The organism is Campylobacter concisus (assembly GCF_003048405.1).
Lineage (GTDB): Bacteria > Campylobacterota > Campylobacteria > Campylobacterales > Campylobacteraceae > Campylobacter_A > Campylobacter_A concisus_Q.
Map to the genome: position 1 here is coordinate 48,532 of NZ_PIQS01000001.1, position 22,208 is coordinate 70,739.

Here is a 22,208-nt window from a genome sequence, read left to right on the forward strand (position 1 = left end):
AATGGCAAAGAGAACCGCAGTAATCGACCTTGGCTCAAATTCTATGCGAATGGCGATATTTGAGAGAACGTCACGCTTAGCGTTTTTTATACTAGCTGAATATAAAACAAAAGTGCGTCTAGGCGAAGGCGGATATGGCTCAAACAATGAAATATCCGAAAGCTCAATGGAAAAAGCGCTAAAGGCCTTTAGCGAATTTTCAAATATCATAAAAAGCTACAAATGCAATAAAGTCTTATGTGTTGGTACTTCAGCGCTTAGGGACGCTCCAAACGCAAATGTTCTGATCTCTCTTTTAAGAAAAAAACTTGGCATAAATTTAAAAGTCATAGACGGCAAAGAAGAGGCTACTTTTGGTGCGATCGCAGCCAAAAATTTACTCCATAATATCGATGAATGCGTCACTATCGATATCGGTGGCGGATCAACTGAACTTGCCAGAATAAGCAAAGGCAAAATAATAGATACGCTCTCACTTGACATTGGCACAGTTAGATTAAAAGAGCTTTTTTTTGATAAAAAAAACTTAAATAAATTGCCAAAATTTTTAGAACAAGTTACAAAACAGATAGATGAGCGATTTAAATGCCAAAATATAATCGCTATTGGTGGCTCTCTTAGAGCGATATCATCTGCCATAATGAGCAAAAATTTATATCCACTCTCATCACTGCATGGCTTTTGCTATAAGCTTAGCGACGAGCAAGCCTATATCGAGAATATCGCAAATATTAGCGTGCTTGAGCTAAATAAATTTCCTATTAAAAAAGACAGATACGACACCATTAGAGAGGGTGCACATATCTTTTTGGCCCTCGCCAAAGCTCTAAATGCCAAAAATATTATAACAAGCGGGGTTGGTGTAAGAGAAGGAGTGTTCTTAAAAGATTTTTTACGCCCTAGCCTTAAATTTCCGCAAAATTTTAATCCAAGTATCAAAAGTTTGCAAGATCGTTTTATATTATCATGCAATAAATCGGTCACAAAGTATGCAAAAGATATATTTATGGTATTAAAAAAGCTTCACGGTCTAAGCGATAACTATCTTGAAGTGCTTTTAGTTGCTGCAAAACTTCACAATGTCGGTCAAGAGATTGGCTTTTATGGCGATCATAAAAACTCAGCCTATATAGTCTTAAATGCCTTAAATTATGGCTTTTCGCATGAACAAAAAGCATTGATTGCAGTAGTAATTGGCACAAACGGAAAGAAAAATATATATGAATTTGAACGGTATAAAAATTTACTTCCAAAAGCCGAGTGTATAAGATGGCTGAGTTTTATACTCTCACTTGCAAAGGCACTTGATCTAACCTGTGAAAGGCTAAATTTAAACTTCGAATTTAGTGGGCACACGCTAAAAATAGAAGGCGCAAAAGAATTTGCTATGGCAAAAGAAGAGATAAAAAAAATCACAAAACCTGAAATTTTTGCTATTACGTTTGTATAAATTTTGAAACTAGCTTTAACGCATAAAAATTTAAATTGGATAAGAATTTTAGCTAAAACTACTAAAATTCTCCGCTCATTTTATCTTTATAGTTACTTAAACTATTTTTTCGCTCTTCTAAAAATGAGCTTAGCTTTTTCTTGTTCTCTTCAAAAAATATAGCAAAATCCTGCTCATTTTGTATCTTGTCTTCACCAAAGCTATCAAGCATTACATTTGAGCTACCAACTATCACCAAATAACGCCTATTTTCATAGCTTAATAGCATTAGCTTATTCGTGCGATCAAGATACTTTTCATATATTATATTGACGTTACTATTTTGATTTTTAAGTAGCCAGTTCATTGATTTTGTATCATTTTGAGACTGATTTCTAGGTGTTTTAAACCCGCTAAAATCACTACTCTTTGAAGTAATATATCTTTTAAATACATATAAAAATACAAGAAGCGCAATAAGCACACTTAAGACTATAAAATACCTTGAGTCTATATTCAGCATAGGCTCTTCATCTGCCTTTGGAATACTAGGGGTCTCTATTTTTGCACTAGCTTGAGGCATATTTTGTATTTGAGGTTTTGCATTTTTTAGAGTTACACGAATGCGGAGTCCAAAACTATCAGTAGTCTTTGATGCATTTACGATAATAGCATCGTTTGAGCGCAAATTTAAGACAAGTGAGTTTTGCTTTGGCTCTATCTCAAGCTCTTGAATAATCTTTGAGTTTATATCTTTGCTGGCACTTTGATCGTAATTTAGCGAATTTAATATCAAAGATGTTGTGTCCTTTTCGCGCTTTTGAAAGATATTTCCTTCATAAGGTGCATCAAAGCTAAGCATAATATCGACTCTATCAGCACGTTCATAGATATTGTAAGTTAATAGGTTTGAAGCTAAAATTTTAGTTACAAAAAGTAAGAAAAATAGTATAAATTTCATAAAAGTTCTTTTTTGAAGTACTGAATAACTGACTTTGAGTCCAAAATTTCATTTATCCTGATGGCTAAATTTTTCTCATAAACCATTACTTCACCTTTTCCAAAAATTCTATTATTTATATATAGCTCCACACTCTCACCAGCTGGTTTTTCAAGGTCTATGACCGAACCAGCTTCAAATTTCAAAAGCTCATTTATGCTAACCGTGGTAGTTCCTAGCTCAGCTATAAAATCAACGCTTATATCCATAAGCTCATCATAGCTCTTAAAAAGCCCTAGCTGCTCTAGCGTCTCTATCGCACTCTCGTCATTCATTGTATATCGTAGCCTATTTGAAATGTTCTATTTTTTATTTTATATATAAATTTTTCTTTTAGCTTTATGCCAAAATTTTCAACTTCGCCTAAAAATTCAGGCGTTCCAAGTTTATAAGCATTTGGCTCTTTTTCGTTTAGCGAATTTTTAGCTTTGCCAATGATCTGATTTGCTATCTCTTTACAAAGATCGTCTAGATCACCACCATCAACATCTTCGTGACCAAAAAAGGCATTCATGAAAATTTTCAAAGTATCTTTTTTAAAAAATAGGTAAAAATGATACTCGCTTTTGCCCTTATAGACTGGTATGCTAGCTCCGTAAAATCCTTTGCCTAGACTCTTGCCAAACTCTAAATCTAGCCCTAAAGTATCCTTGCAAAGATAGCTTGTAGCTTCATCTATAACTTTTCTCATATCTCTTCCTTAAGACTTGAAATGCATTTTCAATTATACTTTGGCTTTACTAAATTAGCTATAAATTTATTAAGCATTTTAAAAGAGTTTATCTATCTCTTTTACTAGCTTTTCACCGCTAAATTCGGCACAAAGCTTAACTATTTGCGTGCCTATTATCGCTCCATCAGCATACTTTTTTACTTCATTAACATCATCTTTGTTTTTTATACCAAAGCCAACAGCCACTGGCAAATCGCTCTTTTTCTTAAGCTCTAGGACCAAATTTTTTATCCTATCTTCATCAGCCCTTTTTGAACCGCTAACGCCGATCGCACCAAGAGCGTAGATAAATCCTGAGCCAAATTTTAAAATTCCATCCGCTCTACTACCAGATGTGACGCTGATAAGTGGTATCAGGCTTAAATTTAGCTCCTTGCACTTTAGAGCAAATTCCTCGCACTCCTCGCAAGGCAGATCCGGAACGATAAAGCCGCTAACTCCAGCCTCAACTGATCTTTTTAGAAATTTATCAACGCCGTAAGCAAAGATGATGTTGTAATAGACCAGAAAAACAAGTGGCTTTGTCACTTTTGCCTTGCAACTCTCAAGCATATCAAAGACAATGTCCGTATTTACGCCGTTTTGCACCGTCTCAAAACTAGCTTGCGCGATGAGCTTGCCGTCAGCCAGCGGGTCAGAGTAAGGGATGCCGATCTCGACTAGATCAAGCGTGCTTTCATCTAAATTTTCTAAAAATTCCTTCGTTTTCTCTAAGCTTGGATATCCAGCCACGATGTAGCCGATGTTTGCCTTTTTACCGCTAAATGCGCTTCTTATCTTATCCATAAATTTTTCCTTTTTCGTAGCCGATAACTGTGTTTATGTCCTTATCGCCCCTGCCTGAGACATTTACGACGATGACGCTTTTTTTATCAAGTTTTGGGCAAAGCTTTTCTAGATATGCCAGTGCATGCGCGCTCTCGATGGCTGGGATGATGCCCTCCATCTTGCTTAAAAAATAAAGAGCGTTTATACACTCATCGTCTGTTACGGCTTCGTATTTGACCCTTTTTATGTCGTTTAGATGGGCGTGCTCTGGACCGATGCCTGGGTAGTCTAGGCCTGCTGAGATGCTGTGAACTGGCGAGATCATACCGTACTCATCTTGCAAGACGGTCGTTTTCATGCCGTGGATGATGCCAGTTTTGCCTTTAGTAAGCGTAGCAGCGTGATAAGGTGTATCTACGCCAAGGCCACCAGCCTCGATACCTACTAAATTTACGCTCTCATCGTCTAAAAATGCACTAAAAATGCCAATAGCATTACTGCCACCGCCAACACATGCGATGACGTAGTCGGCCTTTTTGCCGTAGTCTGCAAGCTGAGCCTTGGCCTCTGTGCCGATGATGCTTTGAAAGTCACGCACGATCTTTGGATATGGGTGTGGGCCAACGGCTGAGCCGATGACATAAAATGCGCTCTCTATCTCATTTACCCACGCTTGTATGGCCGCCGTAGTCGCCTCTTTTAGCGTTTTTAAGCCGTCTTCTACGCTCACCACCTTTGCACCAAGAAGCTGCATGCGAAAGGCATTTAGCTGCTGTCTAGCCACGTCAGTTGCGCCCATATAGACGTCACACTCTAAGCCCAAAAGTGCCGCTGCAGTCGCTGTTGCCACGCCGTGCTGACCAGCTCCAGTCTCAGCTAAAATTTTCTTTTTACCCATTTTTTTAGCAAGCAGCGCTTGAGCTAGGGCGTTATTTATCTTATGCGCGCCCGTATGGTTTAGATCCTCACGCTTGAGGTAAATTTCATGTCCGTAGTGCTCGCTCAGGCGCTTTGCAAAAAAAAGCGGACTAGGCCTGCCAACGTAGTTTTTCAAAAGATCATCAAGCTCATCTTTAAACTCTTTTGTCTTTGCGATGCTCTCATAAGCATTTTCTAGCTCATCAAGGGCAAACATAACCGTCTCAGGCACGAACTGCCCGCCAAATTTTCCAAAATACGCCTTACTATTCATCTTCTACCTCACCTATGATCTTTAAAATTCTCTCTATCTTTTGCGCATCTTTTATGCCGTTTTCGTCCTCGACTTTTGAGTTGATATCGACTAGATATGGCTTAAATTTGAGCGCCTCTTTTATGTTGTGCTCGCCTATGCCCCCAGCCATACCAAAATTAAATTTAACCTCTTTTAAAATTTCCCACTCAAAGCTAGTGCCATTTCCGCCAGCATTTTCGCCCTTGCAGTCAAAAAGCGCCATATCAAAATGCTTAAAATCAACCTCTGGCAAGCTATCTTTCACGCTAAAAACCTGCCAGATCTCAAGCCCCATATCTTTTAAATTTGCCTCTAAATTTTCACTCACCACTCCATGCACTTGAGCCACGTCAAGACCAGCAAACTGGCAAATTTCCATTATCTCGCAGTCACTTTGCTCAGCAAAAACGCCAACTACTTTTTTGCCCTTGCTGTGAGCAAATTTCGCTATCTGCCTAGCTAAATTTAGCTCGACCTTTCTTTTGCTTTTGGCAAATATCAGCCCTATAAAATCAACATCCAAAGCGCAAACCGCACTTGCCTCATCTAGCGTTTTGATACCACAAATTTTAACTAGCGCCATTAGCCCCAGCCTTTATAAACTCTTCATAAAATTTATACGCCCTGCCAGAATTTATCGCCTCTAGCACCATTTTTTTGGCCTCGTCCGGGCTCTTTGCACCATCAGCCCCGTAAAGCGCAAACATCGCATTAAAGACCACTATGTCAAATTTAGCCCCCTGCTCCTCGCCTTTTAGCGTGCGTATCAAGGTTTTGGCGTTTTCTTCAGGCGTGCCGCCCTCGATATCGCTGTGAAACGCTCTTTTAAAGCCAAACTGCTCTGGCGTGATGCTGTATTCAAAAATTTCGCCATTTTTTAGCTCGACGACACTTGTTTCGCTACAAAGCGTGATCTCGTCTAGTCCGTCATCGCCACGGACGACTAGAGCGTGCTTTCTGCCAAGGATTTTAAGCGTCTGGGCGTAGAGTTTTAGAACAGGCTTATGATAGACGCCAACTAGCTGGTTTGTAAGGTTTAAATTTGGATTTAAAAGCGGCCCAAGCACGTTAAATACGGTTCTTATACCAAGTCTTTGACGCACCTCTCTCACCTCGCCAACTAGCGGATGGAAAAATGGTGCGTGGAAAAAGGCTAAATTTTTACTGGCTAAATTTTCACGCTGTTTTGCCAGTGATTTTTCACTTTTTACGCCTAAAATTTCAAGCACATCAGAGCTACCAGACTTGCTTGAAACTGCCTTGTTACCGTGTTTTGCGACCTTTATACCAAGGCTTGCAAGGATAAATGCAACTGTAGTTGAGATATTTATCGTCTTAAAGCCATCACCGCCAGTGCCGCAAAGATCGATCATAGGCGTATCGTCGCGGTAAGTTTGCGAGTATTTTAGGATATTTTTTGCAAGCGCAGCGAGGCTTTTTGGGTAGAGGCTCTTTTCGCTAATTAGCACCAAAAGGGCTGAAAGCTGCACGATCTCGTACTCTTTGCTGGCTATTATCTCGCAAATTTGCTCAAAGTCGCTATCGTCAAGCGGGATATTCTCTTGAAGCTTGATAAGATATGGCTTAAGAGAGCGAATTTTTGGCTCTTTAACCTCATCTTTTGCTTTGTAATTTACAAAATTTTCAACGATCTTTTTGCCGTATTGTGTGAAGTAGCTCTCAGGGTGAAACTGGATGCCAAAGATCGGCTTATCTTTAACGCTAAGTGCCATAACTAAGCCATCATCGCTCACCGCATCAGCGCTTAAGCTAGCTGGGAGCTCATCGACATAGAGCGAGTGGTAACGCATCACTTCAAATCTATCAGGTAGCCCTGCAAAGAGCGGCTCTTTGTTTTTCACGTCGATAAATGAGGTTTTGCCGTGTAGTGGGTCATCTAGTCTTTTTATCTTTGCGCCAAAACTAAGCCCTATAGCTTGGTGTCCAAGGCAAATTCCAAGCACCGGCACGCCAAGGTCTGCCCCCAAAATTTCTAAACAGACTCCGCTATCTTTTGGGTGTTTTGGCCCTGGGCTTAAAATGATCTTGCTTGGGTTTAGTTTTTTGATCTCGTCAAGCGTGATCTTGTCATTTCTAACGCATCTAACCTCTTCATCTGTAAGCTCTTTTACATATTGCTCAACATTAAAAACAAAACTATCGTAATTATCTATGAGTAAAATCAACCTATATCCTTTAAATTTAGCAGCGGTTGAGCCTTGGCTAAATTTCTATAAATTTAGGCAAAATTATAACTAAAAGAAAGTTTAATTAGGCTTTTGTACGGCTTTCGTAGGCTTTTAAAAGTGAAAGCATGTCAACGTTTTCTAAATTTACACCAGTTGGCACGCCTTGAGCGATCTTGCTAAATGAAATTTCATTCATACCAAGCTTATCCTCGACATAAAGCATAAGTGCGTCTGAATTTAGCCCTGGTGTAAAGGCAAAAACGACCTCTTTTGAGCCATTTTGCTTGATAGCATTTCGCAACCTCTCTATCGCCTCTTCGTCGATCTCGTCAAGTACAAAATAAAGTCCATTGTAAATTCCATTTTGCTCAAAAACCAAGATATCTTTTGGGCTCTCAACCAGCAAAATAACCTCGCTATCCCTGCTCTCGTCGCTACAAATGTCGCAAATTTCATTTTCGCTTAGCCCACCACAACGCTCACAGCGCTTGATAAATCTCACCGCATCTTCGATATTTTGAGCGAGCCTTAGCCCTGCAAAGCTATCTTGCATGCAGACAAAGTAGGCAAACCTTGCGGCTGATTTCTTACCAACACCAGGGAGCTTTGCAAAAGACTCAGTTAGCTCGTTAAATTTTTCTAAGCCTCTTTTCATGCTCGCTTCGCCTTTGATCTAAGTAAAATTTTAAATACATGATAGCCATCCTCGTAGTCGTAGGCAAGCTCAAATTTTTGCATCTGACAAATTTGCTCGATGATATAAAGTCCAAGTCCCATACCACTTCCCGCACTCACCTTGTCACCACGCACAAAGGCTTGTTTGTAGTAGTCAATCGGGTGATTTAGCTTTTTGCCTAAATTTTTAACCACTATAAATTCGCTATCGCAGATCAAAATAGCCTTTTTATCCTCTGCGTATTTTAGGGCATTATCTACCAAATTTTTAATCGCCAAACTAAAAAGCTGAAAATCCACTCTCAATATCACGTCATCTCTGATATCGCAGCTCACTCGCTCTTCAAATTTATCAAGCATGAGCATATCCTGCACTTGCTCTAAAATGAGCGAGAAATGGCACTCTTGGTAGTTTAGTGCGTAGCTTTTAGAAAGGAGCTGCTCGACCTTACTAAATTCATTTATCAGCATCTCAAGGCGCTCAAATACATTGATGAGTCTCATCTTTTGAGTCTCATTTGCGACCATTTCAGAGACGATCCTGCCTTTGCCAATCGGAGTCTTTAGCTCATGCATAATCGCACGCAAAAATAGCTGCCTTGAGCGGATGAGCTCTCTTATCTTGCAAACGGCATTATCAAACTCAACAGCGACCTGCCCGATCTCATCTTGCTCGTTTTCATTTAGCCTAGCCGTCATCGCCATTTCCATATTTCCACTGGCAAATTTTCTGATGTCTTTACTAAGCCTTCTAAGTGGTGAAAGACTTCTAAGAACAGAAACATAAAGTGAGATGAGAAGGGCTGAAACTATCAAAAATGCGACCCAAAGCGGGTCATTTACGTGTCTTGCATCATTACTTTCAAGAAGTAGCTGAAAAGATGGGTTTTTAATAAGCAAATACAAATCGCCTTTATAATTAACCGATTGCACCACTCCAAGAGGTGTGTGCTGCGTAAAAACAACAGTCCCATTTGTGGCTATTGAAGTGGCTAAATTTTTATTTCCAACATACTCTAAGTAAAAATTTTTAAAATAATGCTCTAAATCTCTTGGGGGATTTCCGCGTTCATAGAGTGCGACAAGGTAGTTCATCGCACTTATTTGTCTATCCTTTAGTTTTTCTAAAGCGCTCTCTTGCTGAATGTTTGCAAAGGTTACAAAGAGCAAACACATCAATGAGAAAGCTATGGCAAAGATAATAGTTATCTTCGTAGTTATGGAATATTTCATCCGATAAGCTTATATCCTATGCCTCTTACTGAAAATATATGTTTTGGGGCTTTTGAGCTATCACCGATTTTTGATCTAAGGCGTCCGATAATAACATCTAAGCTCTTTGAGTCTTTATCTTTTAGGCTTTTACAGTTATAAACTAGCTGTTCGCGTGAAACTGAAAAACTGTGTTGCTTAATGAGATAAGTTAAAATTTCATACTCAGCTGGAGTAAGCGCTAACGGCTCATTGTTAAAGTAAATTTCGTGACGCTTATCATCAATCCTAAATGCGCTATCAACGACCTCTTCTTGTACTTCATTTGTCTTTTTATATCTTCTTATAAGACTTGTGATACGAGCATACATCTCTTTTGGATCGTATGGCTTTGGCAAATAATCATCAGCACCAAGCTGAAGTCCAACAACCTTATCGCTAATATCACTTCTAGCCGAACTTATGATGATAGGAATGTCGTATTTTTGGCGAATTTCTTTACAAACCTCAAGCCCATCAATGCCCGGCAAAGTAAGATCAAGTATTAACAAATCATAGTTTTTTATCCCAGCACTAAGTCCTAAATATGGATCTTCAAAATTCGTAACTTTTATATTAAAACTATCAAGATATTCAGATAAAATTTGTGCAAATTCTGGATCGTCTTCTATCATTAAAACATTAACCATAAATTATCCTTTTTATTAAAAATAGTAGAGATTATACGGCAAAAATGTAAATTCTTTTTTAAATTTAAACTTTTTTGGGTAAAATCCCATATTTAAAATAAGCTTAATTAACAAGGAAAAATGTGGAATTTGACTATTACGAAATCCTTGAAATTTCAAGAAATGCAAGCGGAGATGAGATCAAAAAAGCCTTTAGAAGGCTTGCTTTAAAATATCACCCAGATAGAAATTCTGGCGACAAAGAGGCTGAACTAAAATTTAAACAGATAAATGAGGCTTATCAAGTTTTAAGCGACGAACAAAAACGCTCTATCTACGACAGATATGGCAAAGAAGGCCTTGAGGGTCGATTTGGTAGCGGTGGTGGATTTAGTGCCGATTTTGACCTTTCAGATATTTTTGACTCATTTTTTGGTGGCGGTTTTGCAAGTAGTTCTAGACAGAGAAAAAGATACTCTGAAAAATACTCAGCCGATCTTGAAATTCCTATAAATTTAGAATTTAACGAAGCTATTTTTGGCTGCGAAAAAGAGATAAAATTTGATCAAAAAGTACCTTGCCCAACATGCAATGCAACCGGCAGTAAAGATGGCAAGAGTAAGACTTGCCAGCACTGTGGCGGAAGTGGCAGAATAACACGCGGAAATGGATTTATGAATATCGTCCAAGAATGTCCATATTGTCACGGAAGCGGTGAAGTAATAAGCGAACCATGCCCCGATTGTAACACAAAAGCTTATAAAATCCAGCAACAAACTGTAAGGATTACCATCCCTGAAGGTGTTGATAGCGGCATGAGAATGAGAGTAGCTGGCAAAGGCAATATCGGTACAAACGGCGTTCAAGGCGATCTTTATGTAAGCATAAACGTAAAAGAAGACAAGCATTTCATTCGCCACAACGACGATGTTTATCTAGAAATTCCTGTCTTTTTCACACAAGCTATACTTGGCGAGAGCATAAAAATTCCAACGCTTCGAGGAGAAACTGAGCTAAAACTACCTGTTGGAGCAAAGGACAAGCAGCAATTTATCTTTGAAAATGAAGGTATCAAAAGCGTAAATTCGCGCAAAAAAGGCAGGCTCGTAGCGCAAATTTCTATCCAAACGCCTGAAAAACTAAGCGATGAGCAAAAAGAGCTTTTAAATAAGCTTCAAGCTAGCTTTGGCATAGAATCAGGCAAATCAAATACCGATGAAAGTGTCTTTGATAAGATAAAAAGCTGGTTTAAAGGCGATGAGCCAAAGAAGAAAAAGAAAAAATAAAATTGATTTGTGACGTTAAATTTGACGTCACAAATTCTTTCAAAATAAATTTTATATATCCTAATTTTTACAAGTAAATTTCACACAAATTTTAAAATTTCATAAGCGAGCAATTTCAGCTCTAAAATTTGAGCTAAGCGGTAAATGAAGCCAAGATTTTTAATCGAAACATTAACCCATAAGCTCTAAATCTTGGCTACAGCGTGGAAATCGCTTATTTTAGTAACAGGGGCTTATGGAAATTTTATAAAATCAAAAGAGAAAAACGAAACAAGACAAGGTAAATTCTCTTTGATTTTATGGAAGTATCATACAAATTTTAGTAGTCAATTCTTGCGAGTGAATGAAAGTTTTAAAATTTGCAAAGCAATCTAGTCAAATTTAAATGTTTGTTTCTTTTGTTAAGGGGGAAGAGGCTTGAATTACGAAGTCACTCCCCTTCCACCTTAACAATCCCCTAACCCCGACGACGTTAGAAGTGGCATGTCTCAGTACTAACGCACTGCATGCGTTATATTAAATTTCCAGCAAATTTTAAAATTTATTATCGAGCATATCACGGCTCTAAATTTAGTGCTAAACGAAGTGCGGACTAAAATTAGTAATCTGCTAAGGCGAGCGAGCAAGATTTTAAAATTTGCAAAATTGCTTTGTTATATTAGGTAGGCATCAGGCAAATTTTAAAATTTCATGAGCGAGTAATTTCGGCTCTAAAATTTGAGCTAAACAAAAAGCAAAGACAAATCTTAGCAGTCAATTCTTACGAGCAAGCAAAATTTTAAAATTTGCAAGAGAGTATAAATTTACTCAGTTGCAAGCTCCAAATAATAATCAAGCTGATCGCGTCTGATGATACGTATAAGGTTTGTGCTACCCTCAACGCCCGTAGGGTGACCGGCTGTGACAAGATAGGTCTTGTCGTGTTCAACATATCCCTCTTCATACGCCTTTTTCATGACATTTGCCAAAAGTGAGCTAAGCTTTGTTTTTTCTAGTACAAGCGCTGGTGTAACACCCCAAGCAAGGGTAAGCATGTGCGCTGTTTGCTCATCGTGAGCGACTGCAATGATGTCGATATTTGTGCGGTTTCTAGCTAATTTTATGGCCGATTTTCCTGAGCCAGTGATTGAGATTAAAGCATCTGCTTTTATGCGAACAGCAAGAGATGCGGCGCTACTTGCCACCATATCAGTCTCGTCAAAAAAGTCAAACTTATCAAATTTATTATATGGATAGATGCTTTGAGTTTGGATGATCGTTTTGCTCATCGCCTCTACGACCGCGACTGGGTTTTTACCGATCGCACTCTCTTCACTTAACATAACAGCATCAGTACCGTCTAATACAGCATTTGCTACGTCGCTGATCTCCGCTCTTGTGGCAGTCTCATGCTCTGCCATACTTAGCATCATTTGAGTTGCTGTGATGACTGGTTTGCTTGCTGCATTTGCCTTTTTGATGATGAGCTTTTGTATGGTTGGCACCTTATAAAATGGCACTTCTATGCCAAGATCGCCACGAGCCACCATGATACCATCACTCTTTGCGATGATATCATCTATATTTTCAACCGCATCAAATTTCTCGATCTTAGATAAAACAGCAGCTCTTGAGCCAAATTCTTTTAAGATATTTTTTGCCTTTATTACATCATTTGCATCTTGCACGAAGCTAATAGCAACAAAATTTACACCATGCTTTGCGCCAAATTTCATATCTTCTTTGTCTTTTGGTGTGATGATATCGATGCCAAGAGCCGTATTTGGGAAATTCACGCCTTTATTTGAGTTTAAAATTCCATCATTTTCAATGATAGTTTTTACTATTTCTTTACCTTCGCTGACAACCTTTGCTCTTATAGAGCCATCATAGAGATAGACATACTCGCCAACTTTCAGCATAGGCAAAATTTGAGGCTGGTTTAGGCTTACTTTATAAATTCCGTTTTCCACTTTTTCACCGATGATCTCATCAGCATGGATACTAAGTTCATCACCGGCCTTTAGATAAAATGGCTCACTAAGCTTGCCAACTCTGATCTTTGGGCCGCAGATATCTTGTAAAATTCCTATTCTTTTATTTAGCCTTTTTTCGATATTTCTTATCTTGTCAATGTTTGATTTATGGTATTCGTGTGTCCCATGGCTAAAATTTAAACGAAAGACATTAACACCCGCTTTTACCATCGCTTCCATTGTCTCTTCATTATCACTTGCTGGCCCCAAAGTAGCTACGATTTTCGTCTTTTTTATCATTTTATGCCCCATAAATTTGATTTTTGCGATTATAACACATTTTAATAATGTAATTTTTTGTATAATAGTCAAAATTTCAAAGGAGAAGATATGAATAAATTTTTATTAGCGTCTCTTGGTCTAGCAGCTGTTGCTTGCGTTGCTATGGGAGATGATAAAGTTTATAAGCTAAAGCTTGCTAGCTCATGGGAGAGCACTATGCCAGTGCTTGGTGATGTGCCAAAAGAGCTAAAGGATAAAGTTGAAAAGATGAGTAATGGCAGACTTGAGCTAAGGATTGATTATCCATCAAAGCATAAATCACCTTTTGCGATGCTTGATTTTGCTAAAAGCGGTCAATACGACATTACCTACACAAGTAGCTATTATTATAAAGGCAAAGATGCTAAAACTATATTTTTTACAGCAACTCCATTTATGATGAATACTGATGAGCAAACAGCTTGGTATGAATTTGGCGGTGGCAAGGAGCTTGAGGCAAAAGTTTACGATCCATATAATATCAAAATTTTTAGAGCTGGAAATACCGGCATGCAAATGGGTGGCTGGTTTAAAAAAGAGATCAAATCATTAGATGATATCAAAGGCTTAAAGATAAGAATTCCGGGCTTTGGTGGTGAAATTTACGCCAAACTTGGCGCTAACATCAATACTATCCCAACTGGTGAGCTTTACATGGCCCTTGAGATGGGAACGATTGACTCAGTCGAATGGGTTAGCCCAGCTTATGATATGGCGCTTGGCTTTCACAAAGTGGCAAAATACTACTACACAGGCTGGCAAGAGCCAAACGGCGAAACTCAATTTTTCTTTAATAAAAAATCATACGAAAAACTTCCAGATGACCTAAAAGCAATCTTTGAAGCAGCTGCAGCTGAAGTAGCAAGAGATGCTAATACAAAAGTTTTTTATTCAAACGTCGAGTACTGGGATAAAATGAAGAGCGAGTATCCAGACATCCAAGTAAAATCTTTCCCACCAGAAGTAATCGCAGCTCTTAAAAAAGCCACAAATGAGCTTCTTGATGAAGAGAGTGCTAAAGATCCATTATTTAAAGAGATCGTTGAGTCTCAAAGAGCTTTCCTTAAAAAAGCAAGAGAATGGACTAAAATTTCAGACTACGCTTATATCAAAACAAATGAATAGTAAAATTTAGCAGGGACCTTCCCTGCTTTTATATTTACTCCAGTTACTTTCAATAAAAATTTTAATCAAAATGTTTTTATACAAGCCATAAATTTTTACAAAAATAAATGCTGGTGGCTATTATAGATAGAAAATTTCTCTCATTGAGCGCTCGATCTTTGATTCATCAAGTGTATTATTAAAAAATAAATTTAGTGCTAAGACCGCTTGATATAAAAGCATATCGGCGCCATCTTTTACACTAAGGCTGCTTTGCTTGGCCATTTCTAAAAATGGTGTCTGCTTGCCATAAATCACATCAAATGCGAATTTGGCATCTTTAAAAATGCTTTTTAAAATTTCTTTAGGTCCTGGTAAAAAATCATCCTTTAGGCCAGCAGAGGTCGAGTTAATGACTAGATCAAATTTTTGCTCTTCGTAGTTATCCCAACTAAAGCATTTGTACTCATCTTTAAATTTCTCAAGCCTATCTTTGTTTCTATTTAGTATGCAAACATCAACGCCTTGTTCTTTTAATGCATAAGTTATGGCATTTGCAGTACCGCCAGCTCCAAGGACAATTGCTTTTCTTACATCTTTAAAATTTTTTATTGCTTTTAAAAATCCAGGTGCATCTGTATTGTATGCATAAATTTTGTCATTTTTAAGCACAAGCGTATTTGCAGAGCCTATTTTACGAGCTATATCTGAAGCTTCATCGGCTAAATTTAAAGCCCACTCTTTATGTGGAAGCGTTACGTTTGCACCGTTTAATTTTAAGGATTTAAATTTATTGATTAACTCACTGCCATCTTTTAGCAAGACTCTTGTGTAAAGTGCTTTTAAGCCCAGGTCTGCAATGGCTTTGTTGTGCAGCCTCGGAGATACCGAGTGAGCTATTGGATCTCCAAAGACTGCGAATGTTTTCATTTTGTTCTAAAGATAAAAGCGTCTTTATTGATATCTTTTCTAATATCACCTACTGCTTTTTGAAGCGTTTTTTCATCAAATGGACCAACTAAAATTTTAGTCAGCTCGCCAACTTTTATAGTCTTGTAGTTATATCCCTTAGCAGCGATCTTCTTCATATATTCAGCATTTGGATTAAATTTACTAGTCACAAATACTTGAACATAAGAGCCCTTTGTAGCAGGTTCACTTTTAGCTACTTCAGCTTTTTTGTCTACTTTATCTATTTTGGTTTCAGCCTTTTTTTCAATCTTTTTATCTACTTTATTTTCAGTCTTAGCTGGTTTTGCCTCACTCTTTTTATCAGTAGTTGCTACTTTTTCGACTTTTTTAACTGGAGTATCTACCTTTGTCTCAGCTTTTTTAGTTGGTATTTCAGCAGGCTTTTCAATAGGCTTAACTATTTCTTTTGGCTCTTCAGTTTTAGAAACAGGCTTATTATTTTCTTTATCTTTTAGCTTTTTGATCATATCTTCAAATTCATCTTGTTGCTTATTTTCAGGCACGATCGGTACTTGCTCAAAAAGCTGTGTATCGCCTTTTTTATTGTCTAAATTTGTATCAGCTATCGGAGCTTGTCTATCTACTGGCTGCTCAGCTGGTACTGGGGGAAGCACTAGTCTTGAATCAGCTTCATTTTGAGCTTGTGAAGGATCGCTTGAATTTACTAGCTTCATAGCCACTACAATAATCAAAAAAAGTATAATAAGAGCTGCTATAAATATCAGAAGTTTTTTTAGCTTCAATCCTCTTGCGTCATCATCTCTTTCTAAAAGAATATCTTTTAACTCATCATTTTCCACTTTTTATCCTTAATTACATATATCTTGACCAACTTGCCCCGCGCTCTTTTTGATAGAGTTTATAAGGTAAAGTTAGTATGTTAAATTCTTTTGGCATATCGATATTAGGAAACATCCTCCACTCTTTAGGTAGCTTCTGTGAAAGCTTTGCGTTGAGCATATTTGCTAGCTGGCAAGCCTCATTTAGCGTAGTGTGACCCTTATGCACATAAAGATGCAGATGTCCTGGCGTCTTGCTCTCGTAGGCTGTAAAATTTATAAAGCCCTCTTCTCTTAAAAGAAGCTGTGCTTTATGCCAAAATCTATCTGGGGTTCTGCCGTTATAGTCAAAGACTATATTTTCAACTTTATCATTCGCATTTATTAAAGAGTGTGCAATAACAGCCTTGCCCTCTTCATGCTCTTTCATGACACTATAAGTTAGTGGCTCGTTGATCTTTTCAAATTTATCAAAGAAAATTTTGCCTCTGTATTCTATTTTATTAACGATCGTATCACGCTTGATATAGTAGTGAGTTGTAATAATCTTTATAAGTGCCGTATCAATACTTTGCATCAAAATGTCGCTTTATCATAGATTATAAATTTATGAGCAAGTTCAACTAGCTCAGCTTTTGTCTTCTCTTGTAAAGATGTGTTGTTTATGTCGCTTAGCACGTCAGCTATTTTGTTTGCTATTAGCTCAAACTCAGCCTCTTTCATGCCACGAGCCGTAAGCGCAGGACTACCAACACGTATACCACTTGTGATAAATGGGCTTCTTGTCTCGCCTGGAACCGTATTTTTATTTACCGTTATTCCAGCATTTCCAAGAGCGATATCAGCGTCTTTACCGCTAAATTCGCGGTTTAAAAAGCTCATTAAAATTAGGTGGTTATCAGTGCCACCACTTACTAGATCAAAGCCTCTTTTTATTAATACTTCACCTAATTTTTTAGCGTTTGCTTTTACTTGTTTAGCATAAATTTTCCACTCAGGGCTAAGGTTGTGCTTAAAGCCAACTGCTTTTGCTGCGATAACATGAACAAGTGGTCCGCCCTGGATGCCTGGAAAAATAGAGGCATTTATCTTCTTAGCATACTCTTCGTTATTTGTCATTATTATGCCGCCTCTTGGGCCTCTTAATGTTTTATGCGTAGTTGAGCTTACGACATCGCAGTATGGGAAAGGACTTTGATGCTCACCAGCAACAACAAGACCAGCAATGTGAGCAACATCTGCAAAAAGTATCGCCCCAACAGCGTCAGCTATCTCACGGAATTTTTTAAACTCGATCTCTCTTGTGTATGCACTTGCGCCACAAACGATCATTTTTGGTTTTACTATCTTTGCGATATCCATGACTCTATCGTAGTTTATGCGGCCATCAAGCTCGACGCCATAGAAAAAGCTCTCATACATCTTGCCAGAGCTACTGACCTTTGCGCCGTGTGTTAAGTGTCCACCATGGCTTAGATCCATGCCTAAAATTTTATCGCCTGGATTAAGTAAAGCGCCATAAACACCTTGGTTTGCCTGAGAGCCTGAGTTTGGTTGAACGTTTGCAAATTCACATCCAAAAAGCTCTTTACATCTATCGATCGCTATTTGCTCGATCTCATCGACAAATTCGCAGCCACCATAATATCTCTTGCCAGGATAGCCTTCAGCGTATTTGTTTGTTAGGATTGAGCCCATTACTTCCATAACTTCTGGATATGTAAAATTTTCACTAGCGATCATCTCAAGGTGATCACATTGGCGTTTTAGCTCTAAATTTACTAGATCGTAAATGTCCTTATCGTAGCTTTGCAAACTCATTTTTCATTCTCCTTTATCTCATTTTTAAGTGGCCTCATCGCTGGGAAGAGCACAACATCACGTATTGATTTTTTATCCGTTAAAAGCATCACGAGCCTATCGATGCCTATACCCTCACCTGCAACTGGTGGCATGCCGTATCCTAGAGCTTTTACATAGTCCTCGTCCATCTCATGTGCCTCGTCATCGCCTGCGTTTTTAGCATCGATTTGCGCTTTAAAGCGGTTGTATTGATCAATTGGATCATTTAGCTCGTTAAAGCCATTTGCTAGCTCGCGACCAGCGATAAATAACTCAAATCTCTCAGCCACATCAGGATTTGCGTCACTTCTTCTTGAAAGTGGACTGATCGAAATCGGATAATCAATAACAAATGTTGGGTGTATAAGCTTGCTCTCTACATAGTTATCAAATAGCTCAGCCTGCAAGTGGCCAAGATCAAGCTTCTCATTTGCTTCAAGGCCATCAGCTCTTAGTTTTGCTAAAATTTTATCTTTGTCATTTATGACATTCTCATCTAGTCCACCGATCTCAACGAGAGCTTTTTTGTAGCTTATTCGCTTAAATGGCTTACTAAAATCAATTTCCATGCCATCAAAATTTACAACTTTTTCCATATCTAGCTTGTCTAAAATGACATTAAAAAGATCCTCTGTAATGCCCATTAAATCGTGATAGTTATGGTATGCCCAGTAAAACTCTATACTTGTAAACTCAGGATTATGAGTAAGATCCATTCCTTCATTTCTAAAATTTCTATTCATCTCATAAACAGCCTCAAAGCCACCTACTATAAGGCGTTTGAGGTATAGCTCAGGTGCGATCCTTAGATATCTCTCGACCCCAAGGGCATTGTGAAAAGTGATAAATGGCTTTGCGTTTGCACCGCCTGCTATTGGGTGTAGCATCGGTGTTTCAACTTCTAAAAAGCCCTTTTCTTCAAAAAATCTTCTAATCGTACTTATAATCACTGAGCGTCTTTTAAAATCAGCTCTAACTTCAGGGTTCATTATCATATCAAGATATCTTTGGCGATATCTTGTCTCAACATCAACTAAACCATGGTACTTCTCAGGAAGTGGGCTTATCGACTTTGAAGCAAGGCTAAGCTCGCTTACATGCATAGAAAATTCGCCAGTTCTTGTTATAAATGCATAACCTCTAACATAGACGATATCGCCTATCTCTACGTATTTTTTAACGATTTTAAACCATTCTGGATCAAGTGTTTTATTACTAAAGTAAATTTGTAAATTTCCATCTTCATCTTCGATATTTGCAAAGACGGCTTTTCCAGCATCACGAATAAGTTTTATTCTACCTGCAAGACCTACTAGCTGACCTTCGGCCTTTTTCTCTTCTGTATCATTAATGTAGTTAAATTTTAGTCTAAATTTAGAGATATTCATATCTCTTCTAAGAAAATGCGGATATGGATTAATACCTAAATTTCTTAGTTCGTCTATGCTTTGTAGTCGTTGAATCTCATGTTGGTTGTCAAATATCACCTTACTTTCCCTTTATATTATTTTTTGAGCATTTTTCACAAATTCCATAAAGCTGCATCATATGACCAGTTAGTTTAAAGCCATGATCTTTTGCGATACTGATTTGTCTTTTTTCTATCATTGGATCTTCAAATTCTATGATAAGACCGCACTTTCTGCATATCATATGGTCATGATGTGGCTTTGTGGCAAGCTCAAATTTTTTGCCTTGTGAACCAAAGCTGATTGATGTCACCATCTCTGATTCTTCAAGTAGATTTAGTGTTCTATAAACAGTTGCGATACCAATATTTAGCTCAGGGTGCGTTTCTTTTATAAAAAGATAAAGTCTTTCTGGAGTAAAGTGTTCACCATTGTTGTATAGCGTTTTTAGTAAAATTTCACGCTGTTTCGTGTATTTTAAACCATTGTCGCGAAGCACTCTTTTGAACTTCTCAAGCAACGCATCATATTCTAAATTTTCTATCATCTTATTCCCCTTTTGTGATATTAGAGTCGGTATTTACACTAGCATTTGCATCCATTGAGATAAATGCATCAGTTTTATTTGTATCCATTGGTCTTGCCACTATCTCATCTAACTCACTTTTGATATTTTTCACATCAAGGTTTGTTATCCATTTGCCAGTTTCTATCAAAACCGGATAAACTTTACTGTTCGCAAAATAAGGAGCAATTATATTATTTAGCGAAGTACCAGATATTACAGCAACTACTGCCGAAAATGTTAAGAAAATTTTTCCACTTCCCATAACAAATCCACCAAGTCTATCCAAAAAACCAAGTCCGCTTACTGAAACTATTTTTGATAAAAATTTACCAACTAGTAAGCAAACTATCCAAAAAACCAACCAAAGAGAGATAAATGCGACAAACTGTAAAAATGAAGGATTTTCAAATTTATATATATTTTTAGTTATAAACTCACCAGATAGATCTGAAAACCTGCTAGCTATAATTAAGCCGCCGATAAGTCCGATAAGTCCGAAGGCTTCTTTGATAAGTCCATTTAATATGCCTTTTATGCCAAGCATCAAGACAAGAGCGATAATAATAATATCAAACCACGTTACTAAATCCATTATATAGTTCCTATTAAATTTTGAAGTTCTTGCTGACTAGTTGAATAAGCTAGTGCATTTTCTTTTGTAATCTTACCCTCTTTTAGTACTTTCATCAAAGCCTGAGTTTGCGTACTCATGCCAGTTTGTTGTTGATTTAGCTGCATCTGAGAGTAAATTTGATGTATTTTATTTTCACGTATCAAGTTTGAGATAGCCATATTGTTTATTAAAATTTCATGCACAGCGCACCTTCCACCGCCTATCTTTGGGATTAGACTTTGTGAAACGACAGCAGTTAGCGAAACACTAAGCATATTTCTTACTTGTAATTGCTCACTTCCATCGAAACTATCAACGATCCTATTTATAGTTTGAATGGCTGAATTTGTGTGAAGCGTACCAAAGACCAAGTGTCCAGTCTCAGCCGCCGTAATAGCCGTTGAAATCGTTTCTCTATCTCTCATCTCGCCCACAAGTATGATATCTGGATCTTCACGAACCGCAGATTTTAAGGCCCTTGAGTAAGAAGTTGCGTCAGTGCCGATATTTCTATGAGAAAATAGAGCTTTTTTATTATTATGCACAAACTCGACTGGATCCTCAATTGTAATAATATGCTTTCTATAATTTAAATTTATCTCATTAAGCATGGCTGCAAGAGTTGTTGATTTACCACTTCCTGTCGGTCCAGTAACCAAAATAAGACCTTTTTCACGCTTAATAATGTGTTTAAAAATTTGTGGGGCATTTAACTCATCAAGAGATGGGATATTGATTGGGATTATACGAAAAGCAGCAGCTAAATCGCCATTCATGGTATAGTAATAGTTGCCACGAAAGCGACCAATATCTGGAAGCTCGATCGCAAAGTCAAGCTCTTTATTATTCTCAAGTTCACCTTTTTGTTCATCAGTAATCAAAGCAAAACATAAATTCTCTATATCCTTGCCACTTAATACGCCAAAATCAATGGGCTTTAAAGCACCGTCTACTCTTATTTGCGGCTCAGATCTTGAAACAAGGTGAAGATCGCTTGCCTTATCACTTACAACAGTTTTTAAAAGTGTTTTTATATCGCCAGTAGGATTATTAAGATTATTATCTTCTGGTATTTTTACACTTAAATTTTTTGCCTGAAGCTGTTCGATTAGATCCATATTTTTACCATTATTCTATTATTTTTGGTACAGCAAAAAAATGCCCTTCACGTGAAGGAGCGTATTTCAAGATCGTATCAATCACATCACTTGGTCTTGGCTCATCTTCTCTTAAAGGTGTGCCACCTTTTATAGAGCTAACTACAGCTTCATCGCTACTTAGATCAAGTTCATTTAAAATATCAACAAAAGATACAATCTCGCTTAGTTGTTTTTTTACTTCTTCTCTTTTTTCATCACTGATTTGTAAGGCAGAAAGTTTTTCTAATTTATTTAAAAGAGTATCATCTATTTGCATTATATAAGTAACCTTATTAATTAATTTTGAGCCATTATATCACATTCAAGCTTTAA

General features: G+C 37.7%; 23 protein-coding genes. 3 read left to right on the forward strand and 20 right to left on the reverse strand.

What is annotated here, in order from left to right:
* Position 1 precedes the first annotated feature (1 nt).
* Positions 2-1,450, forward strand: coding sequence for a Ppx/GppA phosphatase family protein (locus CVT18_RS00250; protein WP_103628971.1), 1,449 nt, complete (start codon positions 2-4; stop codon positions 1,448-1,450).
* 61 nt (positions 1,451-1,511) lie between these two features.
* Here CVT18_RS00250 and CVT18_RS00255 read toward each other — a convergent pair whose 3' ends face one another.
* The 10 genes from CVT18_RS00255 to CVT18_RS00300 form a co-directional block, all read right to left on the reverse strand.
* Entirely contained in the window at positions 1,512-2,390 is an 879-nt protein-coding gene (locus CVT18_RS00255; protein WP_103628970.1) for an excinuclease ABC subunit A, read from the reverse strand.
* Positions 2,387-2,704, reverse strand: coding sequence for a flagellar motor switch protein FliN (gene fliN, locus CVT18_RS00260; RefSeq protein WP_021091807.1), 318 nt, complete (start codon positions 2,702-2,704; stop codon positions 2,387-2,389). Before fliN ends, CVT18_RS00255 begins: the two co-directional genes overlap by 4 nt.
* On the reverse strand, positions 2,701-3,120 hold the full coding sequence (locus CVT18_RS00265) for a chemotaxis protein CheX (protein WP_103628969.1): 420 nt from the start codon (positions 3,118-3,120) through the stop codon (positions 2,701-2,703). The genes fliN and CVT18_RS00265 overlap by 4 nt, the downstream gene beginning before the upstream one ends.
* A 78-nt stretch (positions 3,121-3,198) precedes the next feature.
* On the reverse strand, positions 3,199-3,948 hold the full coding sequence (gene trpA / locus CVT18_RS00270) for a tryptophan synthase subunit alpha (RefSeq protein ID WP_103628968.1): 750 nt from the start codon (positions 3,946-3,948) through the stop codon (positions 3,199-3,201).
* Positions 3,941-5,122 carry a tryptophan synthase subunit beta gene (gene trpB, locus CVT18_RS00275; protein WP_103628967.1) on the reverse strand — a complete coding sequence of 394 codons (1,182 nt, stop codon included), beginning with the start codon at positions 5,120-5,122 and terminating at the stop codon, positions 3,941-3,943. The genes trpA and trpB overlap by 8 nt, the downstream gene beginning before the upstream one ends.
* Positions 5,115-5,726, reverse strand: a complete 612-nt coding sequence (locus CVT18_RS00280; protein WP_103628966.1) for a phosphoribosylanthranilate isomerase — start codon at positions 5,724-5,726, stop codon at positions 5,115-5,117. Before CVT18_RS00280 ends, trpB begins: the two co-directional genes overlap by 8 nt.
* Positions 5,713-7,329 (reverse strand): anthranilate phosphoribosyltransferase, encoded by a 1,617-nt coding sequence (trpD, locus tag CVT18_RS00285; protein ID WP_103628965.1) that lies wholly within the window; start codon positions 7,327-7,329, stop codon positions 5,713-5,715. Before trpD ends, CVT18_RS00280 begins: the two co-directional genes overlap by 14 nt.
* A gap of 85 nt (positions 7,330-7,414) precedes the next feature.
* Positions 7,415-7,987, reverse strand: a complete 573-nt coding sequence (gene recR, locus CVT18_RS00290; RefSeq protein WP_103628964.1) for a recombination mediator RecR — start codon at positions 7,985-7,987, stop codon at positions 7,415-7,417.
* A complete protein-coding gene (locus tag CVT18_RS00295; protein ID WP_103628963.1) occupies positions 7,984-9,240 on the reverse strand; it encodes an ArsS family sensor histidine kinase in 1,257 nt (418 codons plus the stop codon). Before CVT18_RS00295 ends, recR begins: the two co-directional genes overlap by 4 nt.
* Entirely contained in the window at positions 9,237-9,908 is a 672-nt protein-coding gene (locus tag CVT18_RS00300; RefSeq protein ID WP_021091583.1) for a response regulator transcription factor, read from the reverse strand. Before CVT18_RS00300 ends, CVT18_RS00295 begins: the two co-directional genes overlap by 4 nt.
* Positions 9,909-10,030: 122 nt before the next feature.
* Between CVT18_RS00300 and dnaJ the strand changes: the two genes are divergently transcribed.
* Entirely contained in the window at positions 10,031-11,173 is a 1,143-nt protein-coding gene (gene dnaJ / locus CVT18_RS00305) for a molecular chaperone DnaJ (protein WP_103628962.1), read from the forward strand.
* Between the two features lie 803 nt (positions 11,174-11,976).
* Here the strand turns inward: dnaJ and pyk are convergent.
* Positions 11,977-13,428, reverse strand: a complete 1,452-nt coding sequence (pyk, locus tag CVT18_RS00310) for a pyruvate kinase (RefSeq protein WP_103628201.1) — start codon at positions 13,426-13,428, stop codon at positions 11,977-11,979.
* Positions 13,429-13,518: 90 nt separating this feature from the next.
* On the opposite strand from pyk, the gene CVT18_RS00315 reads away from it, so the two are divergent.
* Entirely contained in the window at positions 13,519-14,574 is a 1,056-nt protein-coding gene (locus CVT18_RS00315; protein WP_021091622.1) for a TRAP transporter substrate-binding protein, read from the forward strand.
* A 120-nt stretch (positions 14,575-14,694) separates the two neighbouring features.
* Here the strand turns inward: CVT18_RS00315 and CVT18_RS00320 are convergent, their stop codons facing one another.
* From CVT18_RS00320 to gatC, 9 genes are read right to left on the reverse strand one after another with little or no spacing between them, the layout of a single operon-like run.
* Positions 14,695-15,483, reverse strand: a complete 789-nt coding sequence (locus CVT18_RS00320) for a shikimate dehydrogenase (protein WP_103628200.1) — start codon at positions 15,481-15,483, stop codon at positions 14,695-14,697.
* A complete protein-coding gene (locus CVT18_RS00325) occupies positions 15,480-16,325 on the reverse strand; it encodes an SPOR domain-containing protein (RefSeq protein ID WP_103628199.1) in 846 nt (281 codons plus the stop codon). The genes CVT18_RS00320 and CVT18_RS00325 overlap by 4 nt, the downstream gene beginning before the upstream one ends.
* A 13-nt stretch (positions 16,326-16,338) precedes the next feature.
* A complete protein-coding gene (locus CVT18_RS00330; RefSeq protein ID WP_103628202.1) occupies positions 16,339-16,881 on the reverse strand; it encodes a DUF1882 domain-containing protein in 543 nt (180 codons plus the stop codon).
* The gene (locus tag CVT18_RS00335) at positions 16,881-18,125 is read right to left on the reverse strand and encodes a serine hydroxymethyltransferase (RefSeq protein WP_087579191.1); all 1,245 of its coding nucleotides are present in this window, start codon (positions 18,123-18,125) and stop codon (positions 16,881-16,883) included. The genes CVT18_RS00330 and CVT18_RS00335 overlap by 1 nt, the downstream gene beginning before the upstream one ends.
* Positions 18,122-19,630, reverse strand: coding sequence for a lysine--tRNA ligase (lysS, locus tag CVT18_RS00340; RefSeq protein WP_232524632.1), 1,509 nt, complete (start codon positions 19,628-19,630; stop codon positions 18,122-18,124). The genes CVT18_RS00335 and lysS overlap by 4 nt, the downstream gene beginning before the upstream one ends.
* A 4-nt stretch (positions 19,631-19,634) precedes the next feature.
* Positions 19,635-20,102 (reverse strand): Fur family transcriptional regulator, encoded by a 468-nt coding sequence (locus CVT18_RS00345; protein ID WP_021091630.1) that lies wholly within the window; start codon positions 20,100-20,102, stop codon positions 19,635-19,637.
* A 1-nt stretch (position 20,103) separates the two neighbouring features.
* A complete protein-coding gene (locus tag CVT18_RS00350) occupies positions 20,104-20,715 on the reverse strand; it encodes a CvpA family protein (protein WP_054197121.1) in 612 nt (203 codons plus the stop codon).
* A complete protein-coding gene (locus CVT18_RS00355; protein WP_103628198.1) occupies positions 20,715-21,854 on the reverse strand; it encodes a type IV pilus twitching motility protein PilT in 1,140 nt (379 codons plus the stop codon). The genes CVT18_RS00350 and CVT18_RS00355 overlap by 1 nt, the downstream gene beginning before the upstream one ends.
* A 10-nt stretch (positions 21,855-21,864) precedes the next feature.
* Positions 21,865-22,152, reverse strand: coding sequence for an Asp-tRNA(Asn)/Glu-tRNA(Gln) amidotransferase subunit GatC (gatC, locus tag CVT18_RS00360; protein ID WP_072594515.1), 288 nt, complete (start codon positions 22,150-22,152; stop codon positions 21,865-21,867).
* Positions 22,153-22,208: the final 56 nt, after the last annotated feature.